We start from the raw sequence: 24,569 nt of genomic DNA on the forward strand, positions 1-24,569 counted from the left end.
CTTGGTCCTATCCTTGGCAACAAAACATGGTGCGCGGCAAGCGGGCGTGCGGGCGGTCAATAGCGGCGCAAAAGACGTTTGAGATAGTCCATTTCCTCAAGGGGCCGCATGGGCTCTCCGAGCCTGCGGCGGAGCTCCTCAAGGACCCGCCGGGCGCGCTCGGCGGCAGGAACGCCCATCGGATCGAAGCGCGCGTTCGGATTGAACGATCGTTCGCTTCCGCTCGGACGCCCCAGCGGGTCGGTGCCCCCGGCAGCGCCAAATTGGCCTTGCCCGCCTTGCCCCTCCTCGCCCTCGGCCCCCTCACCTTCGCCCTTGCCCTGCATGGCTTCGGCCAGCTTTTGGGCGCCTTCGCGCAGAGCTTCAACGGCACGCCCCTGCGCGTCCACCGCCTCGCGCGAACCGCCCGGACCTTGCCCCAGCGCATTCTCCGCCTCGCGCATTGCATTGTGCGCGCCATCGAGGCCATTGGCGTCAGCTCCCGCTCCATCTAAGCGCTTTTGCAGATTTTCAAGCCGCTCGCGGAGCGCCTGTTGACGTTTGCTGAGACTGGGATCGCCGTTTTGTCCAGCACGCGGCGCCTTGCCTGTTTTTGGGCTGGTGCCTTGCCCGCGATCATTCTTGTCAACTTGATCTTGGGCGCTGTCCTCGCTGCCGCCTTGATTAAAAAAATCGTCCAAGGTTTGTTCACCCGGCAGCCCCAACTGGCCGCGTTCCTCACGCTGCCTATGCCGCTCTCCCTGGCCGCTTTGATAGGTTTCGTCGCGCAATTGCTGCTGTTCCTCGCTCATACGACCAAGTTCATCGAGCGCGCGGGTCATTTCCTGAGCATGAGGATTGGGCTTACGCGGCCCCGCAATTCGCAAATTTTCGAGAATATCTTGCAGAGCCTCCAGCATTTTCTGAGCGCTCGCGCTGTCGCCGGAACGCAACATGTCCTGCATCTTGTCGAGCATCGCTTGCAGGTCCTGGGGGCTGATCGAGCGGCCCTTGCCCTGCAGCGATGCGGAGTCGTTTTGATTGTTTTCCTTATTTTGCCGCGCCGCGAGTTCTTGCAAGAACTTGTCCATCGCGGCGCGCAGATTTTCGCTCAGTTTTCGTATTTCATCCTCTGGTGCTTTGCGCTGGAGGGCGTCCCGCAATTGTTGTTCGGCGGCGCGAAGGTCGCGTTCCGCTTCCGAAAGATCGCCATTTTCGATACGAAGCGCCATTTGCCAAAGATAATCGGCGGCCTCGACAAGATCGCTGTCGCTGCGCGCCGTATTGATCTGGTCGAACGCCACCCGCAAGCCGAGGTAAACGCCGGTGCTGGTCGCAAAGGTTTCCGGCTCGATCATTAAGGCATCGAGCGCGTTCGCCACCCGCGCCTTGTCATCCGGCGCCAGAATCAGATTGCGGCGTTGTTCGACCAGCGCCCGCGCGAGTGGCTTGACGAAAGGCTTTTGCGGCAGTGTGATTTCGACCGGATCACTTTTGCCTTCATTGCCGCCTTCATCGCGTGCGACCAATGTCATCTCGACACGCGTGCCCGCCCATGGGTGTTCTGAAAGGTCAGCGGTGGTGTCGGCCTCGCCGGCGAGGCTTGGTGCGGGCGGCAGCTGAAGCGCCATTTTGGGCGGATCGACGAGCGAACGCTGCGCTGAACGCCCGCCTGGAAGCACCGGTTTGGCGAAACTCACCTCGGCGCTCGCGACCCCATAATCGTCGGCGACACTGTATTTCAGCGTTAGCGATCCGCGAGCATTGAACTTAGGCACGGCCGTGAGGGCGATCGATGGAGGCAGGTCCATAATCGCATGAATATCGAACGCGCCGAGCGGCCTGCCGGCGTACCCAAGTTTGAGCGCCGCGTTGCCGCGCAGAACCAGCCGGATTTCGTCTTTGCCGCCCGAAATTCCCGCAGTTGGCTTGGCTGGGGCGGCTCCGGAGCTTGCTGGGGCGGAAGTGGTTTTACTTTGTGGGTTTGCGGTGAGCGCACCTTTGACGTCAATGTCGAGATTGCCTCCGGGGGCGTGAATGACGACAGTCGAACCGCTCGGCGCCTCGATTTTTTGCGGGTTTTCTGAACTGGTCAGGCTCGTGGTCCCGCCAAGGCTCAAGACGATCGGCGGTTTTCCCGTGTAGGCGGGAGGATCGATCCAGGCATCCATCCGGTAGCCATGGCCTTGCATGGAGTCCAACCGCCAATCAAATGCCGCCGCGACGCGCGCATATCTTTCGGGGCCTGCGACAAAGCCTGTCGCGATCAATGCGACGAAGATACTTGCCCGCAATGCGTAGCGGTCGACGTCCACCATGCGGGGCGACGGGACGCCCGTTCGCAGCAAAGCCACTGCCTGCTCCGCTCTGCGGCGATGCAAATTCCACAGCGCTCGAGTCGCCGGATCATTGACCCCATTGCCGAGCCGGTCGTCGATCACCGCTGCGGGGCGCGATGCAAGCCCCGATACGCGGTCGATCCGGACCAGTGCCTCCTGGCGTGGGGGGAACCGGAAATTGCGCAGTGGAAGCAGAGCAAAAATGACCCCTGCGGCAAGCGCGAGGACGCCGAGGCCACGCACCCAATGCGGTGCATCGAGCCATACTCCGGTCCAGGACACACAAACAAAGATTCCAGCGACGATAAGCGGCGGCAGCACGAGGCGCCAAATCCGCTCAAACAGGAGGATGGCGCGGGCCCTAAAGACAAGCTCTTCGAGCCGCGGATTCGTCGCGTCGCCGCCGGGTGGCGGGTCGTCTTGGAGCATTCGCTTCCAGCGTCCGAATGTTAGCAAACCGGTCTCCGGGAAAAACGAACACCGCAAGTTGAACGGCGTTTCTGCATCAGCGGGTTTTGTCGCACGATCTTAGCCAAAAAGTCTGCAACTTTTTGGAAATCCCACACAAAGCGGAGCCATTGCCCCCGCAGAGGCGGCAGGCTAGCACGATCAAGGGCAAGTGCCACGCAGCGCCGACGCTATTTCTAGCTCAACCAAGCCGGAATTTTGTCAAGATCGATCAATTCCTCGTAAGTTTTACGCGGGCGAACGATTGCATATTGGCTGCCATGCACCAAAACCTCTGGGACAAGCAGCCGCGAATTGTAGGTTCCGGACTGCACCGCTCCGTAAGCGCCAGCCGACATGATCGCCAAAAGATCGCCAGGCGAGGGCTCAGCCATTTTTCGAGAAAGGGCGAGATAATCGCCGGTTTCGCAAACCGGGCCAACGATATCGGCGGTCATCTCTGGGCTAGGGCTTGCCGGGCGAACGGGCAGCACTTCATGATGCGCGTCGTAGAGAGTTGGGCGCATCAAATCGTTCATGGCGGCATCGACGATAACAAAGGTTTTGGCCTCGCCCCGCTTCACGAAAAGGACGCTCGTCACCAGAATGCCGGCGTTTCCGGCGATCAGCCGCCCCGGTTCGAAGATCAGTTTGCACTCAAGCGGCGCAAGCCTTGCTTTGACAATCTCCGCATAACGCTCCGGATGGTAGCTCTCCGGATCTTCCCAAGACGCGTAAGGAATTCCAAGACCGCCGCCAAGATCGATATGATCAAGGGCGTGACCGTCGCCGCGCAGCACACGGACAAAACCGGCGATCATTTCAAAGGCGTCATCGAACGGGGCGAGGTCGGTAATCTGCGATCCGATGTGGATATCGACTCCCGTGACCATGATTCCGGGCAGCTTAGCCGCGTGCGCATAGACTTCCCGGGCGCGGCCAAGCGGAATGCCGAATTTGTTTTCGGCCTTACCGGTTGCGATCTTGGCATGCGTTTTTGCATCGACATCGGGGTTGACCCTGAGCGATATGCGCGCCCTCTGATTCGCGCTCTGGGCGAGTTGCGATAAAGCGAAAAGCTCCGGCTCCGATTCCACATTGAAACAGAGAATTCCGCTGTCGAGCGCGAACGCCATTTCCGCCGGCGTTTTGCCAACCCCCGAAAAGGTGATTTTGTCTGGCGCGGTACCCGCCGCGAGGGCGCGGCGAAGTTCCCCTTCCGAGACGACATCCATCCCCGCTCCGAGCCGTGCCAATGTCTTGAGAACAGCCTGGTTGGAATTGGCTTTCACTGCATAGCAAATCAGATGCGGCATGGTGGCAAAGGCCGAATCGAACACTTCGTAATGACGGACGAGCGTCGCAGTCGAATAGCAATAGAAGGGCGTGCCTACTGCCGCCGCGAGCTTGGCGAGATCGACATCCTCGGCGTGCATGACGCCGTTCTTGATCATGAAATGATGCATGGGTGCTTAAAGCAGAGGATCGAGCGGGAAGGGTCTTGGCGCATGCGGCACGGCTGGCTTCGTTCCGGCCTGCGGCGGAGCCGCAGCGCCGCTGGAATTGGCCGTATTTTGCCCCGTCAGCCCACCCACGTTCTGCGTTGTTTCTTCATCCGGCGTTCCGCTGAGCGGCACGTTCAATGCGGGCGAACCTGGCGGCGGTTCGAGCGCGCCCCGCCGCCCGCAGGAGACAAGGGTCAGGGCAAGGGTGACGAGGAAAAGGGCGGCGGCGAGTTTCGAGGGCGGTGATTTCACGAATAAGCTCCATAAGGAGCGCCACTATAGGCGAAGGCAGGGAGTAAGTCTAAACTGAGTCACATCCCCCAACGGCGGACAAACCAAGTTTTCACCAAATGCGTCAGGATCGCGTAAGTCAACAGAAAAACGGCGATAATAAACCAATAAAGATCGGGCAATGGCGTGAATTTCAACGCCTGCCCGATAGGTGTAAAGGGCAGTGCAATCCCGATCATACAAATGATGACCGACGTAGCGATGAGAGGGCCGCTGGCGCGGCTTTGCAGGAAAGGGATCTTCGCGGTGCGGATGATGTGGATAATCAGCGTTTGCGTCAGCAGGGATTCGACGAACCAGCCGGTCTGGAACAAGGATGGATTGTTCCAACTGTCGAAGACATAGAGCATGGTGAAGAAAGTCGCGTAGTCGAAGATCGAGCTGATCGGCCCGATGAAAACCATGAATTTGAAAATATTGCCGATGTCCCATTTGCGCGGGACCGCAAGATAATCCTCGTCGACATTGTCTGTTGGGATCGCGGTTTGCGAGAAATCATAGAGCAGATTGTTAGTGAGGACCTGAATGGGCAGCATCGGCAGGAAAGGCAGGAAGATGCTGGCGCCGAGCACGCTGAACATATTGCCGAAGTTCGAACTCGCGCCCATCTTGATATATTTGGTGATATTTCCAAAAACCTTGCGCCCTTCGATTACGCCTTCCTGAAGGACCATCAGACTTTTTTCGAGAAGGATGATGTCAGCGGATTCCTTGGCGATATCGACAGCGGTATCGACGGAGATTCCCACATCGGCGGCTTTCAGCGCGGGGCTGTCGTTGATGCCGTCGCCCATGTAGCCGACGACATGGCCCTTGGAATGAAGGGCGCCGATCACACGCGCTTTTTGGGCCGGGGAGACCTTGGCGAAGACTGCAGTGGTTTCCGCAAGCTCAGCTAGGGCGCTCTCACTCATGGGTTCAATCTCTGGGCCAAGCACGATGCGATCCACCGCGAGTCCGACCTCGCGGCAAATCTTGCGGGTGATGATTTCATTGTCGCCGGTGATAATCTTGACCGCGACGCCAGATTTCATGAGCGCGGCGATGGCGGCGCCGGCGCTCTCCTTTGGCGGGTCGAGAAAAGCGATATAGCCGAGCAGAGTTAAGTCGCTCTCGTCTTCGACGGAATAGCTTTTCTTAAGATCGGTGATTTCCTTATAGGCGATCGCGACGACGCGGAAACCATCCTCGTTGAGCTCTGCCGTCTCCGCCTGCGCGGCCTTAAGATGGGTTGCATCCAAGGTTCCCAATTCGCCGCCGAGTTCATAATGCTTGCAGACCGAGAAGACTTCCTCGACAGCACCCTTGCAGATTAAAACATGGCTGCCATCTTCGCGCGACAAAATGACCGAAAGACGCCGGCGCAGAAAGTCGAAAGGAATTTCGTCGATATTCTCATATTGATGCTGCAAGTGAAGATTCTTGCCGAGTTCGACATGCTGAAGGACCGCGACGTCCAGCAGGTTTTTTAAGCCGGATTGGTAATGGCTGTTCAGATAGGCGAATTCCAGCACACGCTCGCTGTCATTGCCGCGAATGTCGAGATGCAGCTTGAGGATGATGCGGTCTTGCGTGAGGGTACCAGTTTTGTCGGTGCACAAAACATCCATCGCGCCAAAATTCTGAATCGCATGGAGCCGCTTCACGATCACGCGCTTTTTCGACATGGCGATTGCGCCCTTGGCGAGATTTACGGTAACGATCATCGGCAACATTTCTGGCGTTAACCCTACCGCGACGGCAACCGCGAATAAAAGCGCTTCGAGCCAATCGCCTTTGGTCAAGCCATTGATCACCAGCACCAAGGGTACCATGACCAAGATGAAACGGATCATCAGCCAGGTGAAGCGATTGACGCCCTTGTCGAAGCTTGTCAGCTCACGCTGCCCGGCAATTTTGTCGGCGAGCTGTCCGAAATAGGTTTTGCCGCCGGTATGAACGATGACGCCGGTGCCAAAGCCGCTAACCACGCTGCCACCCATGAAACAGAAATTTGGCAAGTCGAAGGGATCAAGGATCTCATCCTTATAGGGAGAAGCCGATTTCTCCGATGGCATCGCCTCGCCGGTCAGGGCCGACTGATTGATAAACAGATCCTTGGCGCTGATAAGACGCAGATCGGCTGGGATCATGTCGCCGGCCGAAAGCCGCACAATATCGCCAGGCACCAGCCGCTCGATCGCAATTTCGGTGAAACCGTGGGATTGATCCTCACCGGTGCGGGCCGCCGCGCCACGCCGCTTGACACTGGCGGTCGTCTTCACCATGGCACGCAGCTTCGCGGCAGCATCGTTGGAGCGATGCTCCTGGACGAACGCCGTTGTGATCGCAAGGACAACCATGATCGCGATGACAACCGCCGCCCTTATGTCACCAAGAAAATACGAAACAATGGCGAGGGAGATCAGCAAGGCGTTCAAGGGATTTCGAGCGCGTCCCCACAATTCCCGCATGACGCTCGGGCGGCCTTCCTTGGCAATAAGGTTTGGTCCTGTAGACGCAAATCGTACTTCTGCTTCGGCTGGGTCCAGCCCTTCCAGGGAAGTTTGAAGTTGCGATCGGATCGATTTTTCGTCGGCGCGGCTTGCCGCGAGAATTTGGTTCGACAGGACGATATCGGTATCTCGCGCCTCTGGGCGGCCGTTGGACTCGGCACGATGGTGATGGAAGAAGCCTTGACCACTCATATGAACCATTTCCGAGCCTTCATCGTTCAACGCGGGATTGGTGCATAGTGGCGCCCTTTGGGCTTAGGTTTATAGGATCTCTAAAGTTCCCGTGTGAAAGTTTATCGCGTGTAGCAATGTTTTGCATGCGTCAGATCAAAGACTTTTTTCGAAATCCGCTGTCGCGATGAATATTCCCGGCAAACTGGGCATGATAGTGATATGGATGCAGTAAGAGGCGCCACGTTCAGCCGCCCAATCCACAAATCAAATCTTTTCAGCCATTGACGGGCTCCAGTTCTCGCGGAGAGCACAAATGAAACTTCGGGTCGGCTACGAACTGCAATATGAATTTCCGCAACCGACTCCCCTGATCGGAATGTTGAATATCCATTACTCCCGCGTGGCGGACCTTGCGGCGCCGGATCATATCGTGATCGTGCCGCCGGTTCCGATCTCTTGCTACAGGGACGGATTTGGCAACTGGTGCAGCCGGATTCTCGCTCCAGCAGGTCATATGATCCTCTCCACTGACGCCATTGTGACGGATTCCGGCCTGCCTGACGAAGTCGCGGTGGACGCGGCCCCGGTGGCGGTGGAAAATCTTCCGGAAGAGGCCATCGTGTTTCTTCTCGCGAGCCGATTCTGCGATAGCGACCGTTTGTTGGATCTGGCTTGGAGCTTGTTTGGCGGGACCGCGCCGGGCTGGGCGCGAGTGCAGGCGATCTGCGATTATGTGCATGAGCGCATAGCATTTGGGTACGACCACGCGCGAGTGACCCGTACGGCATCGGAGGCCTATCAAGAAGGGCAAGGTGTCTGCCGTGACTATGCGCATTTGGCGGTCGCATTCTGCCGGGCCCTCAACATTCCGGCCCGTTATTGCACGGGCTATCTCGGCGACGTCGGCACGCCGCCGCCTTTTCCGCCGGGCGATTTCGCAGCCTGGTTCGAAGTCTATCTTGGCGGGAAATGGTACACGTTTGACGCGCGCAATAATGTGCCGCGCATCGGCAGGGTGCTTCTTGCGAGGGGACGTGACGCGGCCGATGTGGCGATCACGACGACCTTCGGACCCAATACGCTGACCAGTTTTCGGGTCTGGACGGACGAAATCTAAGCGGGGGCTTGACAATGTCCTGGTCCGCAAGCGAGTTGCGGCGTGCAGACATCGACGAACCCAGGATTTTAAGCAACATGAAGATCATTTTGAAATGCGCTGCCGCGGCGGTTTTATTCTCGCTCTTGGGGACTGCGAGCGCTCTCGCCCAGCACGCCTGCCACGACGATGCTTTCCGTTTTTGCGGCAAAGACATTCCGGATCACGATAAGATTCACGGGTGCCTGGTGCGGCACGTCAAGCACCTTCACCCGCATTGCAAGGCGGTCATCAAGCCCAAACGCCGCTAGAGGCTGCGGAGAAGAAGTGAGCGTCACGGCACGCGCAAGTTTCCCGGCCGCCCAGTGACGTCAACCGCCAACCGACACATATTTGTTCCCGGTCCACGCCTCCGGCAAGGGCAGGCCAAGCCGCTCCGCCTCGGCGCGTTCCTCACCATCGATGCCGCCACGAAACGACAACAAATAGAGCCCGGCCGCCTGGACTTTGAATGCAAACAGGATCGACTCTGTCGACCCCGCGCGAATCATCTGTGATATGGCGGCAGATTTGGGATTAGAGGTTAAGGGAACCCGAAACCGCACGGGCGGATCATATTTAGGTCTTCCGTCCGCATCGAAATGGGCAAGGCACGCGTGGAACGCGGGCGGTTCGTCCTTCCAATTCACTTTGGTATGCAAGCTGCCGCGATTGGCAAGCTCGACGACGGCGGTGATGATGTAACCATCTTCGTCCGGGGCGCGGGCAATCGTCGGCTGTATGTCAACCGCTATGACGGGCTGTAATTTTGCCAGCAGTTCTAGCTCACGGATACGGGCTGCCAAATCCCCTGGCAAAAACAGTGGCGCCGTCAGCCTGGCGAAGCAGGCGGATGACCGCAAACGCCCAAATTCCCGCTCCGAAAAGAGCAACAAACTTAAGTCCAAGCTCGATGAGATCGATCCATGCCTTGTCCATCCGCGTGACCCCTGCAAAATGGCGCCGCGGCATGTGCCAGCGGGCTGTCTCGGCCTGCGATGGCGGGAGGATCATACAGAGCGCTGCGGCGCACAAGGGCGGGCTGTGGACATCTACCGCCCGGTTCGAAGGAGGGGCCTATTTTTGAAGCTGTTTTAACCAGCGTTTGGCCTGCGCACGCACAGCCTTTGGCGCGGTGCCGCCAAAACTGATCCGGCTGCGCACCGAGTTTTCGACCCCAAGAACCGCGAAAACATCCTTGGTGATTCGCGGCTCGACCGTTTGCATTTCGGCCAGGGAGAGCTTTTCCAGTCCCTTTTTTTGCGCGGCGGCGATGGCGACCAGGCTTCCGGTGACGTGATGCGCTTCGCGAAACGGCAGCTTGAGCGTTCGTACCAGCCAATCGGCAAGGTCGGTCGCGGTGGAATAGCCCAGCCCAGCGGCGGCTTTCATCCGCTTGAGATCGGGGGTGAGATCGCTAACCATGCCGGTCATGGCGGCGATACACAGTGAAAGCGAATGCAGCGCGTCAAAAGTGCCTTCCTTGTCTTCCTGCAAATCCTTCGAATAGGCGAGAGGCAGGCCCTTCATCACAATCATCAAGGCGTTGAGCGCGCCGATAATCCTGCCGGCTTTGCCCCGGATCAGCTCCGCCGCGTCGGGATTACGCTTTTGCGGCATGATCGACGAGCCCGTCGAAAATTTGTCCGACAAAGCAGCAAAGCCAAATTGCGGCGTCGCCCAGAGCACGATTTCCTCGGCGAGACGGGAGAGGTGAACAGCGCAAATCGCGGCGGCACTCAAGGTTTCGATGACAAAATCACGATCCGCCACACTGTCGAGCGAATTCGCCGTCGGCCGGTCGAAACCCAGCGCCTTCGTGGTCATCGCCCGGTCGATCGGAAACGAGGTTCCCGCCAGCGCGGCGGCACCGAGCGGGCATTCATTGAGGCGAGCTCTGGCATCGCGCAATCGGGAACGGTCGCGCGCAAACATCTCAACATAGGCCAGGAGATGATGACCAAAGGTGACGGGCTGCGCTGGTTGCAGATGGGTAAAGCCCGGCATCACGCTTGCCGCATAAACAAGCGCTTTCTCAGCAAGCGCCAATTGCAGGGACAGCAACTGCTCATCCAGCGCATCAATGGTATCGCGAATCCAGAGGCGAAAATCGAGCGCGACCTGGTCGTTGCGCGAGCGCGCGGTGTGGAGCCGTCCCGCCACCGGGCCGATCAGTTCGGCGAGGCGGCCTTCAATATTCATATGAATATCTTCAAGTGCCCTTGAAAATTTGAAAGAACCGGCCTCGATTTCGCGGGCGATTTCGTCTAAGCCCTTGGTGATGGCTTGCGCGTCGCCGGGTTCCAGGACATGGGTGTGTGCCAGCATGGCGACATGCGCCTTGGACCCTTCAATATCCTGGCGGGCGAGTCTAAAGTCGAAACCAATCGAGGCATTGATCTCTTCCATGATCGCGCCGGGGCCGCTTGCGAACCGGCCTCCCCACATTTTGTTGCTCATTTTCTCGCGCTCTTCAAAAAACCAATGGCCGCATGACAGACTCTCATTCCCAAAAAGCCCGCGCGCCGCGCCTTTCACGGAGCTTTGCCGTCGCGGCTTTGGCATGTGTCGGGCTGGCGGTTATCCTATACGGGATCATGATGCCGGGCAGCAAGGAAGGCGCGGTCAACCCGGCCTGTCCAGGCGCGGCGGCCACGGTGGCACGGCTCAAACCACTTGTGCATGGCGAGATCGCCGCCCTCGGGCTTGCGTCGCAGCCAAGGCCCCTGCCAGTTCTGACATTCGATGCGGCGGACGGAAAGAAAATAAGCCTGGCGGGTTTTAAGGGGCGGACAGTTCTGCTCAACCTATGGGCGACCTGGTGCGTGCCTTGCCGGCAGGAAATGCCCGCACTCGACCGCTTGCAGGGTCTGCGCGGGTCCAAGGATTTTGCGGTTGTAGCCGTGAATATCGATACCGCGCGGCTCGACCGGCCGAAGGCGTTCTTGACCGAGATCGGCGTCAAGAATCTTGCCCTTTATACCGACAGCACAGCGGCGGCGTTTCAAAGCTTAAAACAGGCGGGCAAGGTGATCGGGCTGCCGACGACGATTCTGATTGGCAAGGATGGCTGCGAAATCGGCACGATGGCTGGTCCGGCGCAGTGGGATTCGCCAGATGCGCTGGCGCTGATTGATGCGATTCAGGGCTGACAGGATTTGCCCTTAAAAACCGGGCGCACCCTTCATGATTTCATCCGCGGTCTTTTTTTGCGCCGGGCTCAGGATTGCGTACAGCGGCCGGATCGCCGCCTCCATCGCCCGTAACGATTCAAGCCGCGCGGTCAGCCGGACGGCCGTCATTTCGAGGCTGTCGGGCAGGCTGGCGGACATCATCATCGCACGCGTCTGTTCGTTCTCCGTCGAATTGCAGAGGCGGGCGTTTTTTTCCTTATCGGTGCGGAAGATGTCGGCGAAGACATTCCACTGCGGCAACTGTTCGGGCGTGATTTTGAGTTCGGTTTTGAGATAGGCGAGTTGACCGTCGATATGTTCGGCGGCTCGGCACATCATCCCCCGTCCGCCCATGGCTGGATCCATGGGTCCCGGCATAGTCTGTTCTTGAGCGATGGCTGCCCCAAATCCGCCCGCCGTGCTCAAAAGCGCGGCTATCGCGACGGCACGAAGCCCGAGAATCGGCCGCATGAGGATCTCCTTGCTGAGCGCGACGATAAATACCTTACCAAAGGGGTACGCCGTAGGCGGGATAGACAGCGTTATAGGCAGGGTACCCATAACCGGAATAATCATAGCCGTAGTAGGGGTAATCCCCGCCCCACGCCGTGTTGTCGAGAGCTGCGACGCTTACTAGCCCCAGTCCGAAACCGGGCCACCAGTCCCAGCCATAGGCCGGTCCCCAGCCGCCCCACCCCCAGCTTGGCCAGCCCCAACCAGGCCATCCGACGCCCCAGCCCCAACTGTTCCAACCACCCCAACCCCAGCCTCGCCCCCAACCCCAGCCATTGCCGCCCCAGCCCCAGCCTCGTCCCCAGCCGTTGCCGCCCCAGCCATGACCCCAACCGTTGCTGCCGAAATGACCGGCGTGCAAGGCCGCCATGCTGGCGGCGCCATTGCGAAAGGCGGCATTTCCTCCGGTGAAGCCTCGGCCAGGTTGGACACCAGCCAATCCTCTATTGAACCCTGCGCCGCCGCGGGCGCCAGCTACACCCCGTTGGAAAGCTGGCGGACGTTGAAGATGAGAGTTCGCAAAACCGCGATTGAAGCCGCCGCCGGCAAAGCCTCGAGAGTAACCCCCATAGCCCGGCCGGAACCCTCCGTAACCAGGCCGAAACCCGCCATAGCCGGGACGAACGCCCGCGAAACCTCGATGAAAACCTCCGAAACCCCGAGGGCCTGCAAACCCTCCAAAGCCACCACGGATGCCCCCAAAGCCGCCCCGGAATCCGCCAAAACCGCCGCCATGGAAACCACCCCCGTGTAATCCACCGCCACCGCCGCGCCCAAAGCCAAGCGCGGGGGCAGCCGCATTCAAGCTCAGCAAAAGGCCGAGCGTTAGGGCACAGAGAAAGGCACAAAGGCTTTTCAGCGAGCTTTCCCCGGTGGCAGACGGGAAGGGGCTGCGCGCCAATCTCGTTTTCATCACCGGATCAACGGTTGCCATAGGACGCAAAGCCTCCTCCAGCAGAGCGGTCTACGCCTTGGCGGGCTGTTTGCACGAAATATTTTTGCCTGTCAGATGGGCCGCAAGTTCACCCGATTGAAACATTTCGCGGACGATGTCGCAGCCGCCGATGAATTCGCCCTTGATGTACAGTTGGGGGATCGTCGGCCAGCTGGAAAACTCCTTGATGCCTTGGCGAATCTCGTCATTGGCAAGGCAATTGACCGCCTCATAGGTCACGTCGAGATATCTTAGAATCTGCACGACCTGGCCGGAAAATCCGCACTGCGGGAAATCAGGCGTTCCCTTCATAAACAGCACGACGTCATTTTTGTCGATCGTCGCCTGGATATCATCCTTGATTGGCATTGGCTGTCCTTTCAGAAAATCGGTAAGGCGGGAAATACGCCTGGATTATTTTGGCGCGGCTGTTTGAAGCTGCAGCGCATGTAAAGCCCCGCCCATCGCGGTGCCGAGCGCCTTATAGACGAGCTGGTGCTGCTGGAGTTTGGATTTGCCGGCGAATTCCGAGGAAATGACAGTCGCCGCCCAATGGTCGTTGTCATCCGCTAGGGCGGTGAGCGCGACCTCCGCGTCTGGAATACCTTGTTTGATCAAGCGTTCGATTTCATATGACGGCATGGGCATGGCGATGGGTCTTTCTCGTCGATGGGGCGCACTCAAGACTCGGCGCCAGCCATATATTTCGGCAGCCAATCTTCGTTGGCTTCCGTTAGATCATCCAGCAATATGGCGGTCCGGGCGCCGAGGGTCAACGCTTCGCCGCCGGTCATGCCGAGGATTTCGCAGGCGACGCCCGCGAGTTGCGCAGCGCCGAGGATTTCGCTGGCAGTGTCAGGAGCGGCCGTGAGAATATAGCGCGCCTGGTCCTCGCCGAACAGAAACCCATGCTCCGGCAACGATGCCGGAAGTTCAATGGACGCGCCAATCCCTCCCGCGATCGCCATTTCGGCCAGCGCCACCGCCAGGCCGCCATCTGAAATATCATGCACGGCGGTCACCGCGCCGATTGCGATGAGGCCGCGCACGAAATCGCCATTGCGGCGTTCCACTGCCAGATCGACGGGCGGCGGCGCGCCGTCCTCACGTCCGCAAATGTCGCGCAAATAGATCGACTGGCCGAGCCAGCCGCGTGTCTCGCCGATCAGCAGAATTTGTTCGCCCGGTGCCTTGAACGCCAAACTCGCGCTGCGGCTCACGTCGTCGAGGAGCCCGACACCGCCGATCGCCGGGGTCGGCGAAATCCCACGCCCGCTGCTCTCATTGTAGAGCGAGACATTGCCGGAAACGACCGGGAAATCGAGCGCCCGGCACGCCTCGCCAATTCCCGCGATGCAGGAGATAAGCTGGCCCATGATTTCGGGTTTTTCGGGATTGCCGAAATTCAGATTGTCGGTGATGGCGCGGGGCAGGGCGCCGACGGCGGTCAGGTTGCGCCATGCCTCAGCAACTGCCTGTTTGCCACCTTCGAAAGGGTCGGCCAGACAATAGCGCTGGGTCACGTCGGTCGTCAGCGCAAGGCCCTTCGGCCCGTCACCAATGCGGATAACGGCCGCGTCGCCGCCTGGCGCCTGCACCGTATTGCCCAGGATCAAATGGTCGTATTGCTCATAAATCCAACGCTTGGAACAAAGATCGGGAGAGCCCAGCAAACGTATCAGCGAGTCAGCGCTTGAGATGGGCGGGGTGACGGCCGTGGGATCAATCTTGGGCGGCTTGGACGTCTCGACAGAGGGACGATCATACAGTGGCGCCGCATCGCCAAGCTCCTTGATCGGTAGATCGGCTTTAAGGTTCCCAGCATGGCTGACTGTAAAGCGCAAACTGTTGGTTGTTTCGCCGATGACCGCGAAATCGAGCCCCCATTTGCGGAACACCGCCTCAGCCTGCGCTTGCCGCGCCGGATCGAGCACCATCAGCATCCGCTCCTGGCTTTCGGAGAGGAGCATTTCATAAGCGGTCATCCCGGTCTCGCGGCAGGGCACCTGATCGAGATCGAGCGCGATCCCGAGATTGCCCTTGGCGCCCATTTCGACCGCCGAGGAGGTGAGGCCCGCCGCGCCCATATCCTGGATCGCGATGACCGCGCCGGTCTGCATCAATTCGAGGCACGCCTCGAGCAGCAGCTTTTCGGTAAAAGGATCGCCAACCTGCACCGCCGGGCGTTTTGTTTCCGCGTCGGCCTCGAAAGACGCCGAGGCCATGGTCGCGCCATGGATACCGTCGCGTCCGGTTTTTGAGCCGAGATAGACGATTTTGTTGCCGATCCCGCTCGCCTTCGCGTAGAAAATCTCGTCGGATTTGGCGATTCCCACCGCCATGGCATTGACGAGGATATTGCCGTCGTAGCTGCGATCGAAATTGGTCGAACCGCCGACGGTCGGCACTCCAAAACTATTGCCATAGGCGCCAATCCCGGCGACGACACCCGCGACAAGATGGCGCGTGCGCGAATGGTCCGGCGCACCAAAACGCAACAGGTTCAAGCAGGCCACGGGCCGCGCGCCCATGGTGAACACATCGCGCAAGATTCCGCCAACGCCGGTCGCGGCGCCCTGAAACGGCTCGATGTAGGAGGGATGATTGTGGCTCTCCATCTTGAAGACGCAGGCGAGCCCATCGCCGATGTCGATGATCCCGGCGTTTTCGCCCGGCCCCTGGATGACCCAGGGCGCCTTGGTGGGAAGTCCGCGCAAATGTTTGCGCGAGGATTTGTAGGAACAATGCTCGTTCCACATGGCCGAGAAAATGCCGAGCTCGGTGAACGTCGGGGTCCGGCCGATAAGGGCGAGAATGCGCTCATATTCGTCCGGCTTTAGCCCATGCGCGGCGGCGAGGTCGGGGGTGACTGTGGGTTCGATGCTCGCGTGCACGGGATCTCCGGGTCGGCCTTGAGCCGGAAGAAGGATTCAAGCCGCTTTTGTAAAGCCGGCAATGCTCTCGAACAAGCCGCGCCCGTCGGTCCCGCCAACCAGCGGATCAATGAGGTTTTCTGGGTGCGGCATCAGGCCGAGCACGCGGAAATTCTCCGAATAGATCCCGGCGATATGATTGGTCGATCCATTGGGATTTGCGCTGCCACCGATAATGCCTCGCCCGTCGCAATAGCGGAAGGCGACGCGGCCATCCCCCTCAAGGCGTTTGATGGTCTCCCCGTCCGCCTCGTAATTGCCCTCGCCATGCGCGATCGCAACTTTGATCACCTGACCCTTGGCATAGTGTGATGTGAACGGCGTATCGTTGCGCTCGACGGCAAGATGCTGCATCCGGCAGACAAAGCGCAAATTGGCGTTGCGCATCAACACGCCGGGCAAAATCCCGGCCTCGACCAGAATCTGAAATCCGTTGCAGATGCCGAGCACCAAACCGCCCCGTGCGGCATGGGCATGGACAGCGTCCATAATGGGGGCGCGAGCGGCAATGGCCCCGCAACGTAAATAATCGCCGTAAGAAAATCCGCCTGGCAGCACGACAAGGCCGACACCGGAGGGCAGCTCCCGCTCGCCATGCCAGACGAGCGGCGGTTTTTTGCCGGTCACTGTCTCGATGGCGCGGATCGCATCCTTCTCGCGATTCGAGCCGGGGAAAAGAATGATGGCCGCGTTCAGAGGAGTTCTACCTGGAAATTCTCAATGACTTGGTTGGCGAGCAATTTCTCGCACGCACCGCGCAGCACTCCCGCTGCCGTGGTGCGGTCTTCTGCGGCAACCTCGACTTCGAACAATTTGCCTTGCCGCACGCTGCCGATCCCATCGACGCCAAGCGACTTGAGGGCTCCCTCGATCGCCTTGCCTTGCGGATCGAGGATACCGTCCTTGAGCGTAACGAAGACGCGCGCTTTCATCGGTCTGTTAGCCCCCTTGTCCCTTTGCCGGCTGCAGCCAAAATCGCCTTCAATAGACGCGGCGGCGAACCGCGCGGCGCGTCGTCCGGCGGGCGGTGCGGCGATAGACGCCGACCTTCACTACCACGCCCTCGGATATGGAGAGCCTTGCGGGAGCGGAGATTTCAGATGACGTGCGGACCATTGGAGCGGCCTCTGCCTCCATGCCCAAAAGCAGCACAAGTCCAAGCCCGTAAACACATTTACACAGAATGTCCGATGCTTTGAACATGGCCCATTTCCTTTAAATGACGGGAAGAAAAATTCTGGCGGTCCGGGCTGGCCGGACCGGCGCAAACCTGTGTCATTGTACGAGCTTTGGCCCAACCGCGCGCGGCTGTTCGTTCTCTTGCAGGATGCCGAGCCGTCGCGCGACTTCCGTATAGGCCTCGACCAAGCCGCCGAGGTCACGGCGGAAGCGATCCTTGTCGAGCTTGTCGTTCGATTTGATGTCCCACAGGCGGCACGAATCAGGGGAGATCTCGTCGGCGACGACGATGCGCATCATTTCGCCTTCCCATAGGCGGCCGCATTCCATCTTGAAATCGACAAGCCGGATGCCGACGCCCAGGAATAGCCCGGAGAGGAAATCATTGACCCGGATCGCGAGCGACATGATGTCGTCGATCTCCTGAGGCGTCGCCCAGCCGAAGGCTGTGATATGCTCTTCCGAGACCATCGGGTCGTTGAGTTCGTCGTTCTTATAGTAGAATTCGATGATCGAGCGCGGCAGCTGGGTGCCTTCCTCGATGCCGAGACGGGTCGAAAGCGATCCGGCGGCGACGTTGCGGACAACCACTTCGAGAGGGACAATTTCCACTTCCCGAATCAATTGTTCCCGCATATTGAGACGGCGGATGAAATGCGTCGGCACGCCGATATCGTTGAGATTTTGAAAAACGAATTCCGAAATGCGGTTGTTGAGCACCCCTTTTCCGTCGATCACCTCGTGCTTCTTGGCGTTGAACGCCGTTGCATCGTCCTTGAAGTGCTGAATCAGTGTGCCAGGCTCGGGGCCCTCATAGAGAACCTTTGCCTTGCCTTCGTAGATGCGCCGGCGGCGATTCATTGGGATTAACCGTGGCTTGAGGTGATCCATGGGGGGCCGTGGCTCCTTGTATAACATCCTAAGTTCCGCATGCGGTGTGCGCGATGAGCACCCACGGAAGCAGAAAGCAGAGGCTATGCGTTTATGTGTTGCCGCGGTATCGAGGGGGCCGGGACTTTTTCCGGGTGCGGAGCGAGCCAGCCAAACCCAACCTATCCGAAAGCGGTTTTTTGTACAATGCCAAGCCAAACATCATCTAACGCGGCACATGCTCTAAGAAACATGTACCGCCCCAGCACTCTGCCGAGCTGACACTATGCCACGTGAGAGGAATTTTTCGCAGGATTGACCCTCCGTGTAGAAACGGACATTTGTCCTTTAGCAGAGATTTGAATCGGGACATAGAAAGAAATAGAGCTGCAACGTTGCTTTGCCCGAGGGTGACGCCCTCGCGAAACGTTGCTAGGATGGGGCCACCGCTGCGATGCGGAGGCACAACAGTTTGCTGGGGAGAATTATGACGACTTTCGACGAGCGCGAGAATGCCTTTGAAGCGAAGCTCGCCCATGACGAGGAATTGCGGTTCCTGGCGCGGGCGCGGCGCGACAAAAGGCTCGGCCTTTGGGCCGCGGAAAAACTCGGCAAAGCGGGAGTCGAGGCGGAGGCTTATGCCGGGGGTCTCCTTGCCGCGGATGTCCAGAAAGCCGGGTCGGAGCAGATCGTCAAAACCATCCGCGCCGACTTCGATCGCGCCGGAGTGGCGATCACCGATCCGCAAATTCGCAAGCAAATGGAGGAGCTTTTCGCGGCGGCGGTCGATGAACTTACGAAAGGCACGGGGCAGGGGAAGAAGTGATCAGGGAATAGCTTAAGTCCTGCGGCGCGAACAAGGCAAGACCCCAGAAAATCTCCGCGGCAAATTTAGAGCTATCGCGGATTTTTTCTTGCTCTCATCCGCGCCGCACCCGCCTGGTCTCGCGGATATTGGCGTCATCTTGAAAGAGACGGATAAAATGGTGGGCGCGACAGGGATTGAACCTGTGACCCCTCCCGTGTGAAGGGAGGCGTGGCCTGTTTTCCAGAATTTTCCACTGCTTTCTGAGTGTGGTCATACGTTTGAAAAGACAAAGGTTTCATTTTACTTTATGTTTCCGGGGATAGATGCAGATAGCGGCGGATTGCTTCCCCGTGCTTCCCTATTGCTTCCCCGGAGCCTATGCCCAAAATCACCAAGCGACTTGTCGATACCTTGCGGCCGAAACCTGGGGGTGACCTGTTTGTATGGGATGACGCTCTTCGGGGGTTTGGCATCCGCAAGAAGCCATCCGGCGTGGCGTCTTTCCTCGTCCAATATCGGACGGCACAAGGGCGCACTCGGCGCTATGCCTTCGGTAAGGTCGGCACACTCTCACCGGAAGAAGCGCGGACAAAGGCAAGAAAGCTGTTGGCCGATGTCGAGAACGGCAATGATCCGTCTGCACAACGATATGAGACGCGACAAGCCTTGACGGTGGCTGAATTGTGCGACCGCTATCTGGAAGCGGCGCGCGCCGGTCTCGTCACGACGCGGTTTGGTCGAGCCAAGAAATCGTCGACCATCGCAATCGACGAGGGGCGCGTTTCCCGTCACATAGTGCCAATCCTTGGCAAGAAGGTCGCGAGCTCCCTGACGCGCGCCGACGTGCAGTGCATGGCCGACGCCATCGCGGCCGGCAAGACCGCGACAATCATCAAGACGAAGGTTCGGGGCGTGGCGCGAGTCACCGGTGGGGCGGGCACCGCAACGAGGATCGTCGGCCTTTTCGGAGGCATTTGGACCTGGGCGGAGAAGCGAGGCGTCGTCAGCGGGGTCAACCCGGCGCACCGACTCGAGCTTCGAACCGATCAGCCTGGAGATCGCGTATTGTCGGCTGCGGAACTCGCCCGCCTGGGAGCTGTTTTGCGCCAGCGCGCGGGTGAAGCTCAAATGGCGTGCGCCGCATTGCGTTTGATCGCCCTTACCGGGCTGCGCCGAGGAGAGGCATACGGCCTGCGCTGGAGCGAGGTCGATTTAGACGGCAGTTGCTTGCGCCTTGCCGATTCAAAAACCGGCAGATCGATGCGCGCCGTCGGCGCAGCGGCGGTCCGGCACTTGCGCTCAATTCTTAGGCTCCACGACGAACTGGTTTTCCCAAGCAGGTCGGGCGCCGGTCCAGCCGATTTGAAAAAGCAGATCAGCGCTCTTTTCGATTGCGCGGGATTGCACGATGCTCGCGGCCACGACCTGCGGCGGACATTCGCGAGCCTCGCCGCCGACGAAGGCTATGGAGACGCCACGATCGGGGAACTGCTCGGGCATGCGCGGCGAGGAGTGACGGCGCGACATTACATCCGTCGCCCGGATGCCGCACTGGTTGCTGCCGCTGACCGCGTAGCCGAACGCATCGCCGCGTCGCTCGACGAGCGGAAGGAGGGCGAAGACATCGATCTCCGCGCAACTCCGTCTGATGTGGCGGCGATAGATAGCCGAAAGGGCTGCGAGACTGTCCCATGGCTGAGAGTAAAGGGCGCAGGCTGATTTCAGGCACGCGCAGGGATAGGCCGGCCAGCCAACAAACCGAGGTGCATCACTTGGTTTCCTTGCGTCCTTCTGATGCTTGCGGATGCATGCAATGGCGAAGAAAGCGAAGGTCATCGATTATCCTGGCGAACTCGGACGCCCTGTCTCGATCCAGATCGGTGACCATCCCCCACGTGCATCGTCCAGTGCATATAGGGACCCGGCTCAGTCTCGTTTCGATGACTACGTAAAGGAAGTATGTCGCAATAAGCTTTTGCTCCTCCTATCTCATTACAATATCGACCTTGAAGATCCCAAATGCTGGGAGAAGCTAGCGCTCGACCTGGCTTCCGCTCATGTCCCAGGTTTTCAGCTTGAATTTGCTGGGAGTCCCGGCGGCCGACCCATCACTTGGTCAGATGAACGCCGTGGGTGGCTCGCCATTATAGTGGACTCGGTCAAAGCGCAACATCCAAATCGAAAAACCGATGCAAAGGCATGCGCATTCCTCTCACAGGCCAAAGGCAATTCAATCGAATGGGCTCCCCCTGAGAATCATAAAGGCAGTGATCGCTCGTGGACTAAGACTCTTACGAACCGCCTCTCAGAGGGGCGGAAGACAGACTTTTACAAAGCGGCAACGCGGGTTAAAGGCATGTCGCTGAAGGATATGTTTCTCTCTTCGCAGGAAAAGCCTACTTCTCTCGGTGAACTTCTCGACAGTTTGCCGCGATCGTCGTCGGATAAGTCAAAAAAATAAGCTTGCCGAATTATTTCCTCCCGGAAACTACATGGCTAATTTTTCCGGGAAGTGGTCATTGCTATCTCGTGTGTCACGCCGGAAATTTCCGGAATTAACCCAAAGAGGGGTGACACATGGAAGGCACAGCATTCCTTCGCCGCAAGGACGCAGCGGTTTACCTTACCAATAAGTATGGGTTCGGCGCGGAGCGCACACTCGCGAAAGGTGTGGTGACATCCGATACTCCTGAATATCACAAGGCAGGACGTATCGTCCTTTACACGCGCGAAGCCCTGGACAAGTGGGCTCTTGCCAAGATAGGCGCACCGCAAAGGTCCTCCTCCGACGCCACGCGCAGGCCTCAACAGCTGGCCGAAGCCTAGCGGGGGAGGCTTAAACGATGTCCACAGAGAAAACGAGCCCGGCCGCGCGGGGCCGCGGAATGTCGCATTTCCGCATCGAACCCGAAGATCAAGATTTGGATATTCACCTATGGCTGGATGTCGAATCTTCGATGGATTTCCTCGTCGAATTGAGCACCCCCGAAAACCGGATGCATCACCAGGAACGTTGCACGTTCTTTAAGTTGCGCATCGCAGCAATGCCACTCGAATTTCAAGAGATGGTCTCTGCCGAGCGGATGGAGCGGACGCGCCTTAAGGCTATGGGAGGCAGGATCGATGGCGCACATTGGATTCCAACGGGACCTGTTGCATCAGTAATTCTGGATGGGGGCACTCTTGTCTCGCGCGGCTGTAATGGGTGGTCAGTAGTCGGTTGCAGCGATGAAATCGACCACGCCATTGTCGATTTGAAAGTCGCAACAGCGGGCCTGGACTACGATGCCGAAGACTCTCACGCGGGCTTGCGGAAGTTAGCCCGGCTTCTGGAGCGCGCCGGCGTCACTGCCGAAATGCTATTCGCGGAGGCTGTGTGAATCATGGCTCACACAACAACAAACCCGGTCCGCGCTGGTAACGCGGCCGGGCTCGGAAATTCGTCATGCTTGGCGGCTGACAGTTCGGAAAATATACACTCACAATCAGCACCGCAAGAGGCGATCGCGCCAAACTGGCTTAAAGCAGCGTGTTTCGACGCGGAAGGCCAACTTGTCCCGAACCTCGCAACCGCGATGGCTGTCCTTCGATCGGCGCCGCTGGTGTCAAAAGCGGTTGCTTACGACGAAATGTTGTGCGCACCGATCCTGAAATCTCGGTTGCCCAGTTTAGGGCCGCGCGCCACATCCAACCCGTGCAGCCTACCACGTCCCGTCACAGACACGGACGTGAGCCAGTTGCAGGAGTGGATGCAGCAAATCGGCGTGGCCAAAATCTCGAAGGACACAATCCATCAAGCCACTGATCTGCGGGCGCGCGAATGTGCGTTTCACCCTGTCCAGGACTATTTGAATGATCTCAATTGGGATAATCACAAACGGCTTGACGCCTGGCTAGCTACCTATCTCGGTGCCGAACCTACAGACTACAGCTCGGGTATCGGCGCTTTGTTCCTAATATCCATGGTCACGAGGATATTTCAGCCCGGATGCAAGTGTGATTACATGCTTGTCCTTGAAGGGCCCCAAGGCGCCATGAAATCGACCGCATGTGCGATCCTTGGCGGCAAGTGGTTTTCAGATAGCCTGCCCGACGTTACGACCGGGAAGGACGTTGCGCAGCACTTGCCCGGAAAATGGCTTATCGAAATCAGCGAACTTTCTGGAATGAAGAAAGCTGAAGCTTCAACGTTGAAGGCTTTCATCACCCGGCCAGTTGAGCGATACCGCCCAAGCTACGGCCACAAGGAAGTAATCCAGCCGCGTCAGTGCGTCTTCATTGGCACAACGAACGAGGACTCATATCTCAAGGACGTGACGGGCGGACGTCGCTTTTGGCCAATCAAAGTCGGGCGCATCAATGCCGATGCGCTGGTGCGCGACCGCGACCAGTTATTTGCCGAAGCAGTGCATCGCTACAGGGCCGGCGAAAAGTGGTGGCCGGATGCGGCGTTCGAGCGGACTCATATTCAGCCTGAACAACAGGCCCGGTTCGACAACGATCCATGGCAAGAGAAAATCGCATCATTCCTCGAAAATAAGTCTCGCGTGGCAGTGAACCAAGTCGCCGAGGAGGCGCTTGGCATCGAAATAGCGCTTATCGGAACCACTGAGCAACGAAGAATTGGTAATATTCTCAAAGTCCTAGGTTGGAAAAGTATGCGCGATTCCAAAGGACGGGGATTTGTTCCGGGCCATGACGCATGACGCACCATGTCGCATATTCCCAACGAGGCAAAACGTGCACGCGCATTACCAGCTTTATGGAAAGGGAGACATGGTGCGTCATGCGTCATGGGTATGGCCACTTTACCGCAACTAATTGTACCGGGGGTACCAATGAAAATTGAACGCAACCCCGTGTCTGTCTTGCCACCCGACCGACTACAGCCTGAAGAACGATGTGCAGCACGAACGAAAAATGGGCAGCTTTGCCAACAGCTCAAGGAAGCGGGTCGTACAAGGTGCCACCTTCATGGTGGGGCACCGGGATCGGGCGCGCCCTTTGGAGACAGAAACGGGTCCTATAAGGACGGCGCGTATACCAACGAGGCCAAGATCGAGCGCAAATGGGCCAGGAGATTGACGCGGCGATTTGCAGGAGAGGTACATTCTATGACGGATACGAGTTGCGAGCGGGCGCGCGAAGTAGGTGTTCCGGCGCCTCCCAAGAAACGACGGCGCCCCATGGTCGCCAAAGTTCGGAAGGTTGACGGAAACCCGAGGCATTTCGCAGTTGCCCCGGACGGAGACATTGCGGGATGGCGCACACGACTCAAGGAAGTATTTGGCACCGCTTCGCCCCTATTTGTCGAGGCGAGCCTTCGGCAGTTGATAGAAGCATCCAGACTGCCTAACGAGGGTGTCGGTACCACGACCAGTTTGTCCGCAGCTCTGGAATTAATCGCGAGCCTCGAACCCGAGAATGAAGCCCAAGCGGCTCTCGCTATCCATGTGGCCTGCCTGCATACGGCGTCACTCAATGTGCTCAGCCGAACCCACAGCATTGGTGAACGCAACATGATTGCGATGTCGACAGCCTGCGCAAAACTTGAACGGGCGTTCCACAGTGCGATCGAAACCTATTACCGGATGAAACGCGGCGTGACCCAGATTGTTCGCGTTGAGCGGGTGGAGGTGCAGCCAGGGGCTCAGGCGGTTATAGGCGTGGTTGCGCGAGAATGAGCTGTCCGAATTTATGTAACGGACAATCATTTGTTTCGTTCGGGCTATCCTCTGCGATCGCGTTTTTTGCTATCGGTTCGCCCGTCTGATTTGCCGTAAAATGGTGGCAT

26 protein-coding genes and 1 pseudogene are annotated in these 24,569 nt (G+C 58.6%); 11 read left to right on the forward strand and 16 right to left on the reverse strand.

Features of this window, described 5'->3' with window-relative positions; genetic code table 11:
* Positions 1 to 56 precede the first annotated feature (56 nt).
* From QEV83_RS13650 to mgtA, 4 genes are all read right to left on the reverse strand, one after another.
* Complete coding sequence (locus tag QEV83_RS13650; RefSeq protein ID WP_280128266.1) at positions 57 to 2,747, reverse strand: TIGR02302 family protein; 2,691 nt, start codon at positions 2,745 to 2,747, stop codon at positions 57 to 59.
* Between the two features lie 215 nt (positions 2,748 to 2,962).
* Complete coding sequence (gene lysA, locus QEV83_RS13655) at positions 2,963 to 4,231, reverse strand: diaminopimelate decarboxylase (protein ID WP_280128267.1); 1,269 nt, start codon at positions 4,229 to 4,231, stop codon at positions 2,963 to 2,965.
* A gap of 6 nt (positions 4,232 to 4,237) precedes the next feature.
* Positions 4,238 to 4,522, reverse strand: coding sequence for a lipoprotein (locus QEV83_RS13660; protein WP_280128268.1), 285 nt, complete (start codon positions 4,520 to 4,522; stop codon positions 4,238 to 4,240).
* Between the two features lie 59 nt (positions 4,523 to 4,581).
* Entirely contained in the window at positions 4,582 to 7,248 is a 2,667-nt protein-coding gene (gene mgtA, locus QEV83_RS13665; protein ID WP_280128269.1) for a magnesium-translocating P-type ATPase, read from the reverse strand.
* Positions 7,249 to 7,543: 295 nt separating this feature from the next.
* Here mgtA and QEV83_RS13670 point away from each other — a divergent pair, with 295 nt between their 5' ends.
* On the forward strand, positions 7,544 to 8,347 hold the full coding sequence (locus tag QEV83_RS13670; protein WP_280128270.1) for a transglutaminase family protein: 804 nt from the start codon (positions 7,544 to 7,546) through the stop codon (positions 8,345 to 8,347).
* A gap of 14 nt (positions 8,348 to 8,361) precedes the next feature.
* The gene (locus tag QEV83_RS13675) at positions 8,362 to 8,637 is read left to right on the forward strand and encodes a hypothetical protein (RefSeq protein ID WP_280128271.1); all 276 of its coding nucleotides are present in this window, start codon (positions 8,362 to 8,364) and stop codon (positions 8,635 to 8,637) included.
* A 60-nt stretch (positions 8,638 to 8,697) separates the two neighbouring features.
* Here the strand turns inward: QEV83_RS13675 and QEV83_RS13680 are convergent, their stop codons facing one another.
* A complete protein-coding gene (locus QEV83_RS13680) occupies positions 8,698 to 9,261 on the reverse strand; it encodes a hypothetical protein (protein WP_280128272.1) in 564 nt (187 codons plus the stop codon).
* Between the two features lie 181 nt (positions 9,262 to 9,442).
* Complete coding sequence (gene argH, locus QEV83_RS13685; RefSeq protein WP_280128273.1) at positions 9,443 to 10,825, reverse strand: argininosuccinate lyase; 1,383 nt, start codon at positions 10,823 to 10,825, stop codon at positions 9,443 to 9,445.
* 32 nt (positions 10,826 to 10,857) lie between these two features.
* Here argH and QEV83_RS13690 point away from each other — a divergent pair, with 32 nt between their 5' ends.
* The gene (locus QEV83_RS13690; protein WP_280128274.1) at positions 10,858 to 11,517 is read left to right on the forward strand and encodes a TlpA disulfide reductase family protein; all 660 of its coding nucleotides are present in this window, start codon (positions 10,858 to 10,860) and stop codon (positions 11,515 to 11,517) included.
* Between the two features lie 12 nt (positions 11,518 to 11,529).
* Here QEV83_RS13690 and QEV83_RS13695 read toward each other — a convergent pair whose 3' ends face one another.
* From QEV83_RS13695 to purC, 10 genes are all read right to left on the reverse strand, one after another.
* On the reverse strand, positions 11,530 to 12,009 hold the full coding sequence (locus QEV83_RS13695; RefSeq protein WP_280128275.1) for a Spy/CpxP family protein refolding chaperone: 480 nt from the start codon (positions 12,007 to 12,009) through the stop codon (positions 11,530 to 11,532).
* Between the two features lie 34 nt (positions 12,010 to 12,043).
* Positions 12,044 to 12,421 (reverse strand): hypothetical protein, encoded by a 378-nt coding sequence (locus QEV83_RS13700; RefSeq protein ID WP_280131164.1) that lies wholly within the window; start codon positions 12,419 to 12,421, stop codon positions 12,044 to 12,046.
* 104 nt (positions 12,422 to 12,525) lie between these two features.
* Entirely contained in the window at positions 12,526 to 12,852 is a 327-nt protein-coding gene (locus QEV83_RS13705) for a hypothetical protein (RefSeq protein ID WP_348273229.1), read from the reverse strand.
* A 163-nt stretch (positions 12,853 to 13,015) separates the two neighbouring features.
* A complete protein-coding gene (gene grxD / locus QEV83_RS13710) occupies positions 13,016 to 13,354 on the reverse strand; it encodes a Grx4 family monothiol glutaredoxin (RefSeq protein WP_280128276.1) in 339 nt (112 codons plus the stop codon).
* A 45-nt stretch (positions 13,355 to 13,399) separates the two neighbouring features.
* Complete coding sequence (locus QEV83_RS13715; RefSeq protein ID WP_280128277.1) at positions 13,400 to 13,633, reverse strand: BolA/IbaG family iron-sulfur metabolism protein; 234 nt, start codon at positions 13,631 to 13,633, stop codon at positions 13,400 to 13,402.
* 32 nt (positions 13,634 to 13,665) lie between these two features.
* Positions 13,666 to 15,879: a phosphoribosylformylglycinamidine synthase subunit PurL gene (gene purL / locus QEV83_RS13720; RefSeq protein ID WP_280128278.1), complete on the reverse strand. Its 2,214-nt coding sequence runs from the start codon at positions 15,877 to 15,879 to the stop codon at positions 13,666 to 13,668.
* Positions 15,880 to 15,915: 36 nt separating this feature from the next.
* On the reverse strand, positions 15,916 to 16,614 hold the full coding sequence (purQ, locus tag QEV83_RS13725) for a phosphoribosylformylglycinamidine synthase subunit PurQ (protein ID WP_280131064.1): 699 nt from the start codon (positions 16,612 to 16,614) through the stop codon (positions 15,916 to 15,918).
* Positions 16,611 to 16,850: a phosphoribosylformylglycinamidine synthase subunit PurS gene (purS, locus tag QEV83_RS13730; RefSeq protein ID WP_280128279.1), complete on the reverse strand. Its 240-nt coding sequence runs from the start codon at positions 16,848 to 16,850 to the stop codon at positions 16,611 to 16,613. The genes purQ and purS overlap by 4 nt, the downstream gene beginning before the upstream one ends.
* Positions 16,851 to 16,899: 49 nt before the next feature.
* On the reverse strand, positions 16,900 to 17,121 hold the full coding sequence (locus QEV83_RS13735) for a hypothetical protein (RefSeq protein ID WP_280128280.1): 222 nt from the start codon (positions 17,119 to 17,121) through the stop codon (positions 16,900 to 16,902).
* Positions 17,122 to 17,193: 72 nt separating this feature from the next.
* Entirely contained in the window at positions 17,194 to 17,988 is a 795-nt protein-coding gene (purC, locus tag QEV83_RS13740; RefSeq protein ID WP_280128281.1) for a phosphoribosylaminoimidazolesuccinocarboxamide synthase, read from the reverse strand.
* Positions 17,989 to 18,454: 466 nt separating this feature from the next.
* On the opposite strand from purC, the gene QEV83_RS13745 reads away from it, so the two are divergent.
* The 8 genes and pseudogenes from QEV83_RS13745 (at position 18,455) to QEV83_RS13780 (ending at position 24,459) form a co-directional block, all read left to right on the forward strand.
* On the forward strand, positions 18,455 to 18,793 hold the full coding sequence (locus QEV83_RS13745; protein ID WP_280128282.1) for a DUF1476 domain-containing protein: 339 nt from the start codon (positions 18,455 to 18,457) through the stop codon (positions 18,791 to 18,793).
* Between the two features lie 360 nt (positions 18,794 to 19,153).
* Positions 19,154 to 20,494 (forward strand): site-specific integrase, encoded by a 1,341-nt coding sequence (locus QEV83_RS13750; protein ID WP_280128283.1) that lies wholly within the window; start codon positions 19,154 to 19,156, stop codon positions 20,492 to 20,494.
* Between the two features lie 94 nt (positions 20,495 to 20,588).
* Positions 20,589 to 21,236, forward strand: coding sequence for a hypothetical protein (locus QEV83_RS13755; protein ID WP_280128284.1), 648 nt, complete (start codon positions 20,589 to 20,591; stop codon positions 21,234 to 21,236).
* Positions 21,237 to 21,352: 116 nt separating this feature from the next.
* On the forward strand, positions 21,353 to 21,601 hold the full coding sequence (locus tag QEV83_RS13760; protein ID WP_280128285.1) for a hypothetical protein: 249 nt from the start codon (positions 21,353 to 21,355) through the stop codon (positions 21,599 to 21,601).
* Between the two features lie 17 nt (positions 21,602 to 21,618).
* Positions 21,619 to 22,155: a hypothetical protein gene (locus tag QEV83_RS13765; RefSeq protein ID WP_280128286.1), complete on the forward strand. Its 537-nt coding sequence runs from the start codon at positions 21,619 to 21,621 to the stop codon at positions 22,153 to 22,155.
* A 69-nt stretch (positions 22,156 to 22,224) separates the two neighbouring features.
* A complete protein-coding gene (locus tag QEV83_RS13770; RefSeq protein ID WP_280128287.1) occupies positions 22,225 to 23,481 on the forward strand; it encodes a virulence-associated E family protein in 1,257 nt (418 codons plus the stop codon).
* 132 nt (positions 23,482 to 23,613) lie between these two features.
* Positions 23,614 to 23,730 (forward strand): annotated as a pseudogene (locus tag QEV83_RS13775) (hypothetical protein); the annotation flags it as partial.
* Positions 23,731 to 23,889: 159 nt separating this feature from the next.
* Positions 23,890 to 24,459, forward strand: a complete 570-nt coding sequence (locus tag QEV83_RS13780) for a hypothetical protein (protein ID WP_280131165.1) — start codon at positions 23,890 to 23,892, stop codon at positions 24,457 to 24,459.
* Positions 24,460 to 24,569 lie beyond the last annotated feature (110 nt).

Origin of the sequence: Methylocapsa sp. D3K7 (assembly GCF_029855125.1) — a bacterium.
Lineage (GTDB): Bacteria > Pseudomonadota > Alphaproteobacteria > Rhizobiales > Beijerinckiaceae > Methylocapsa.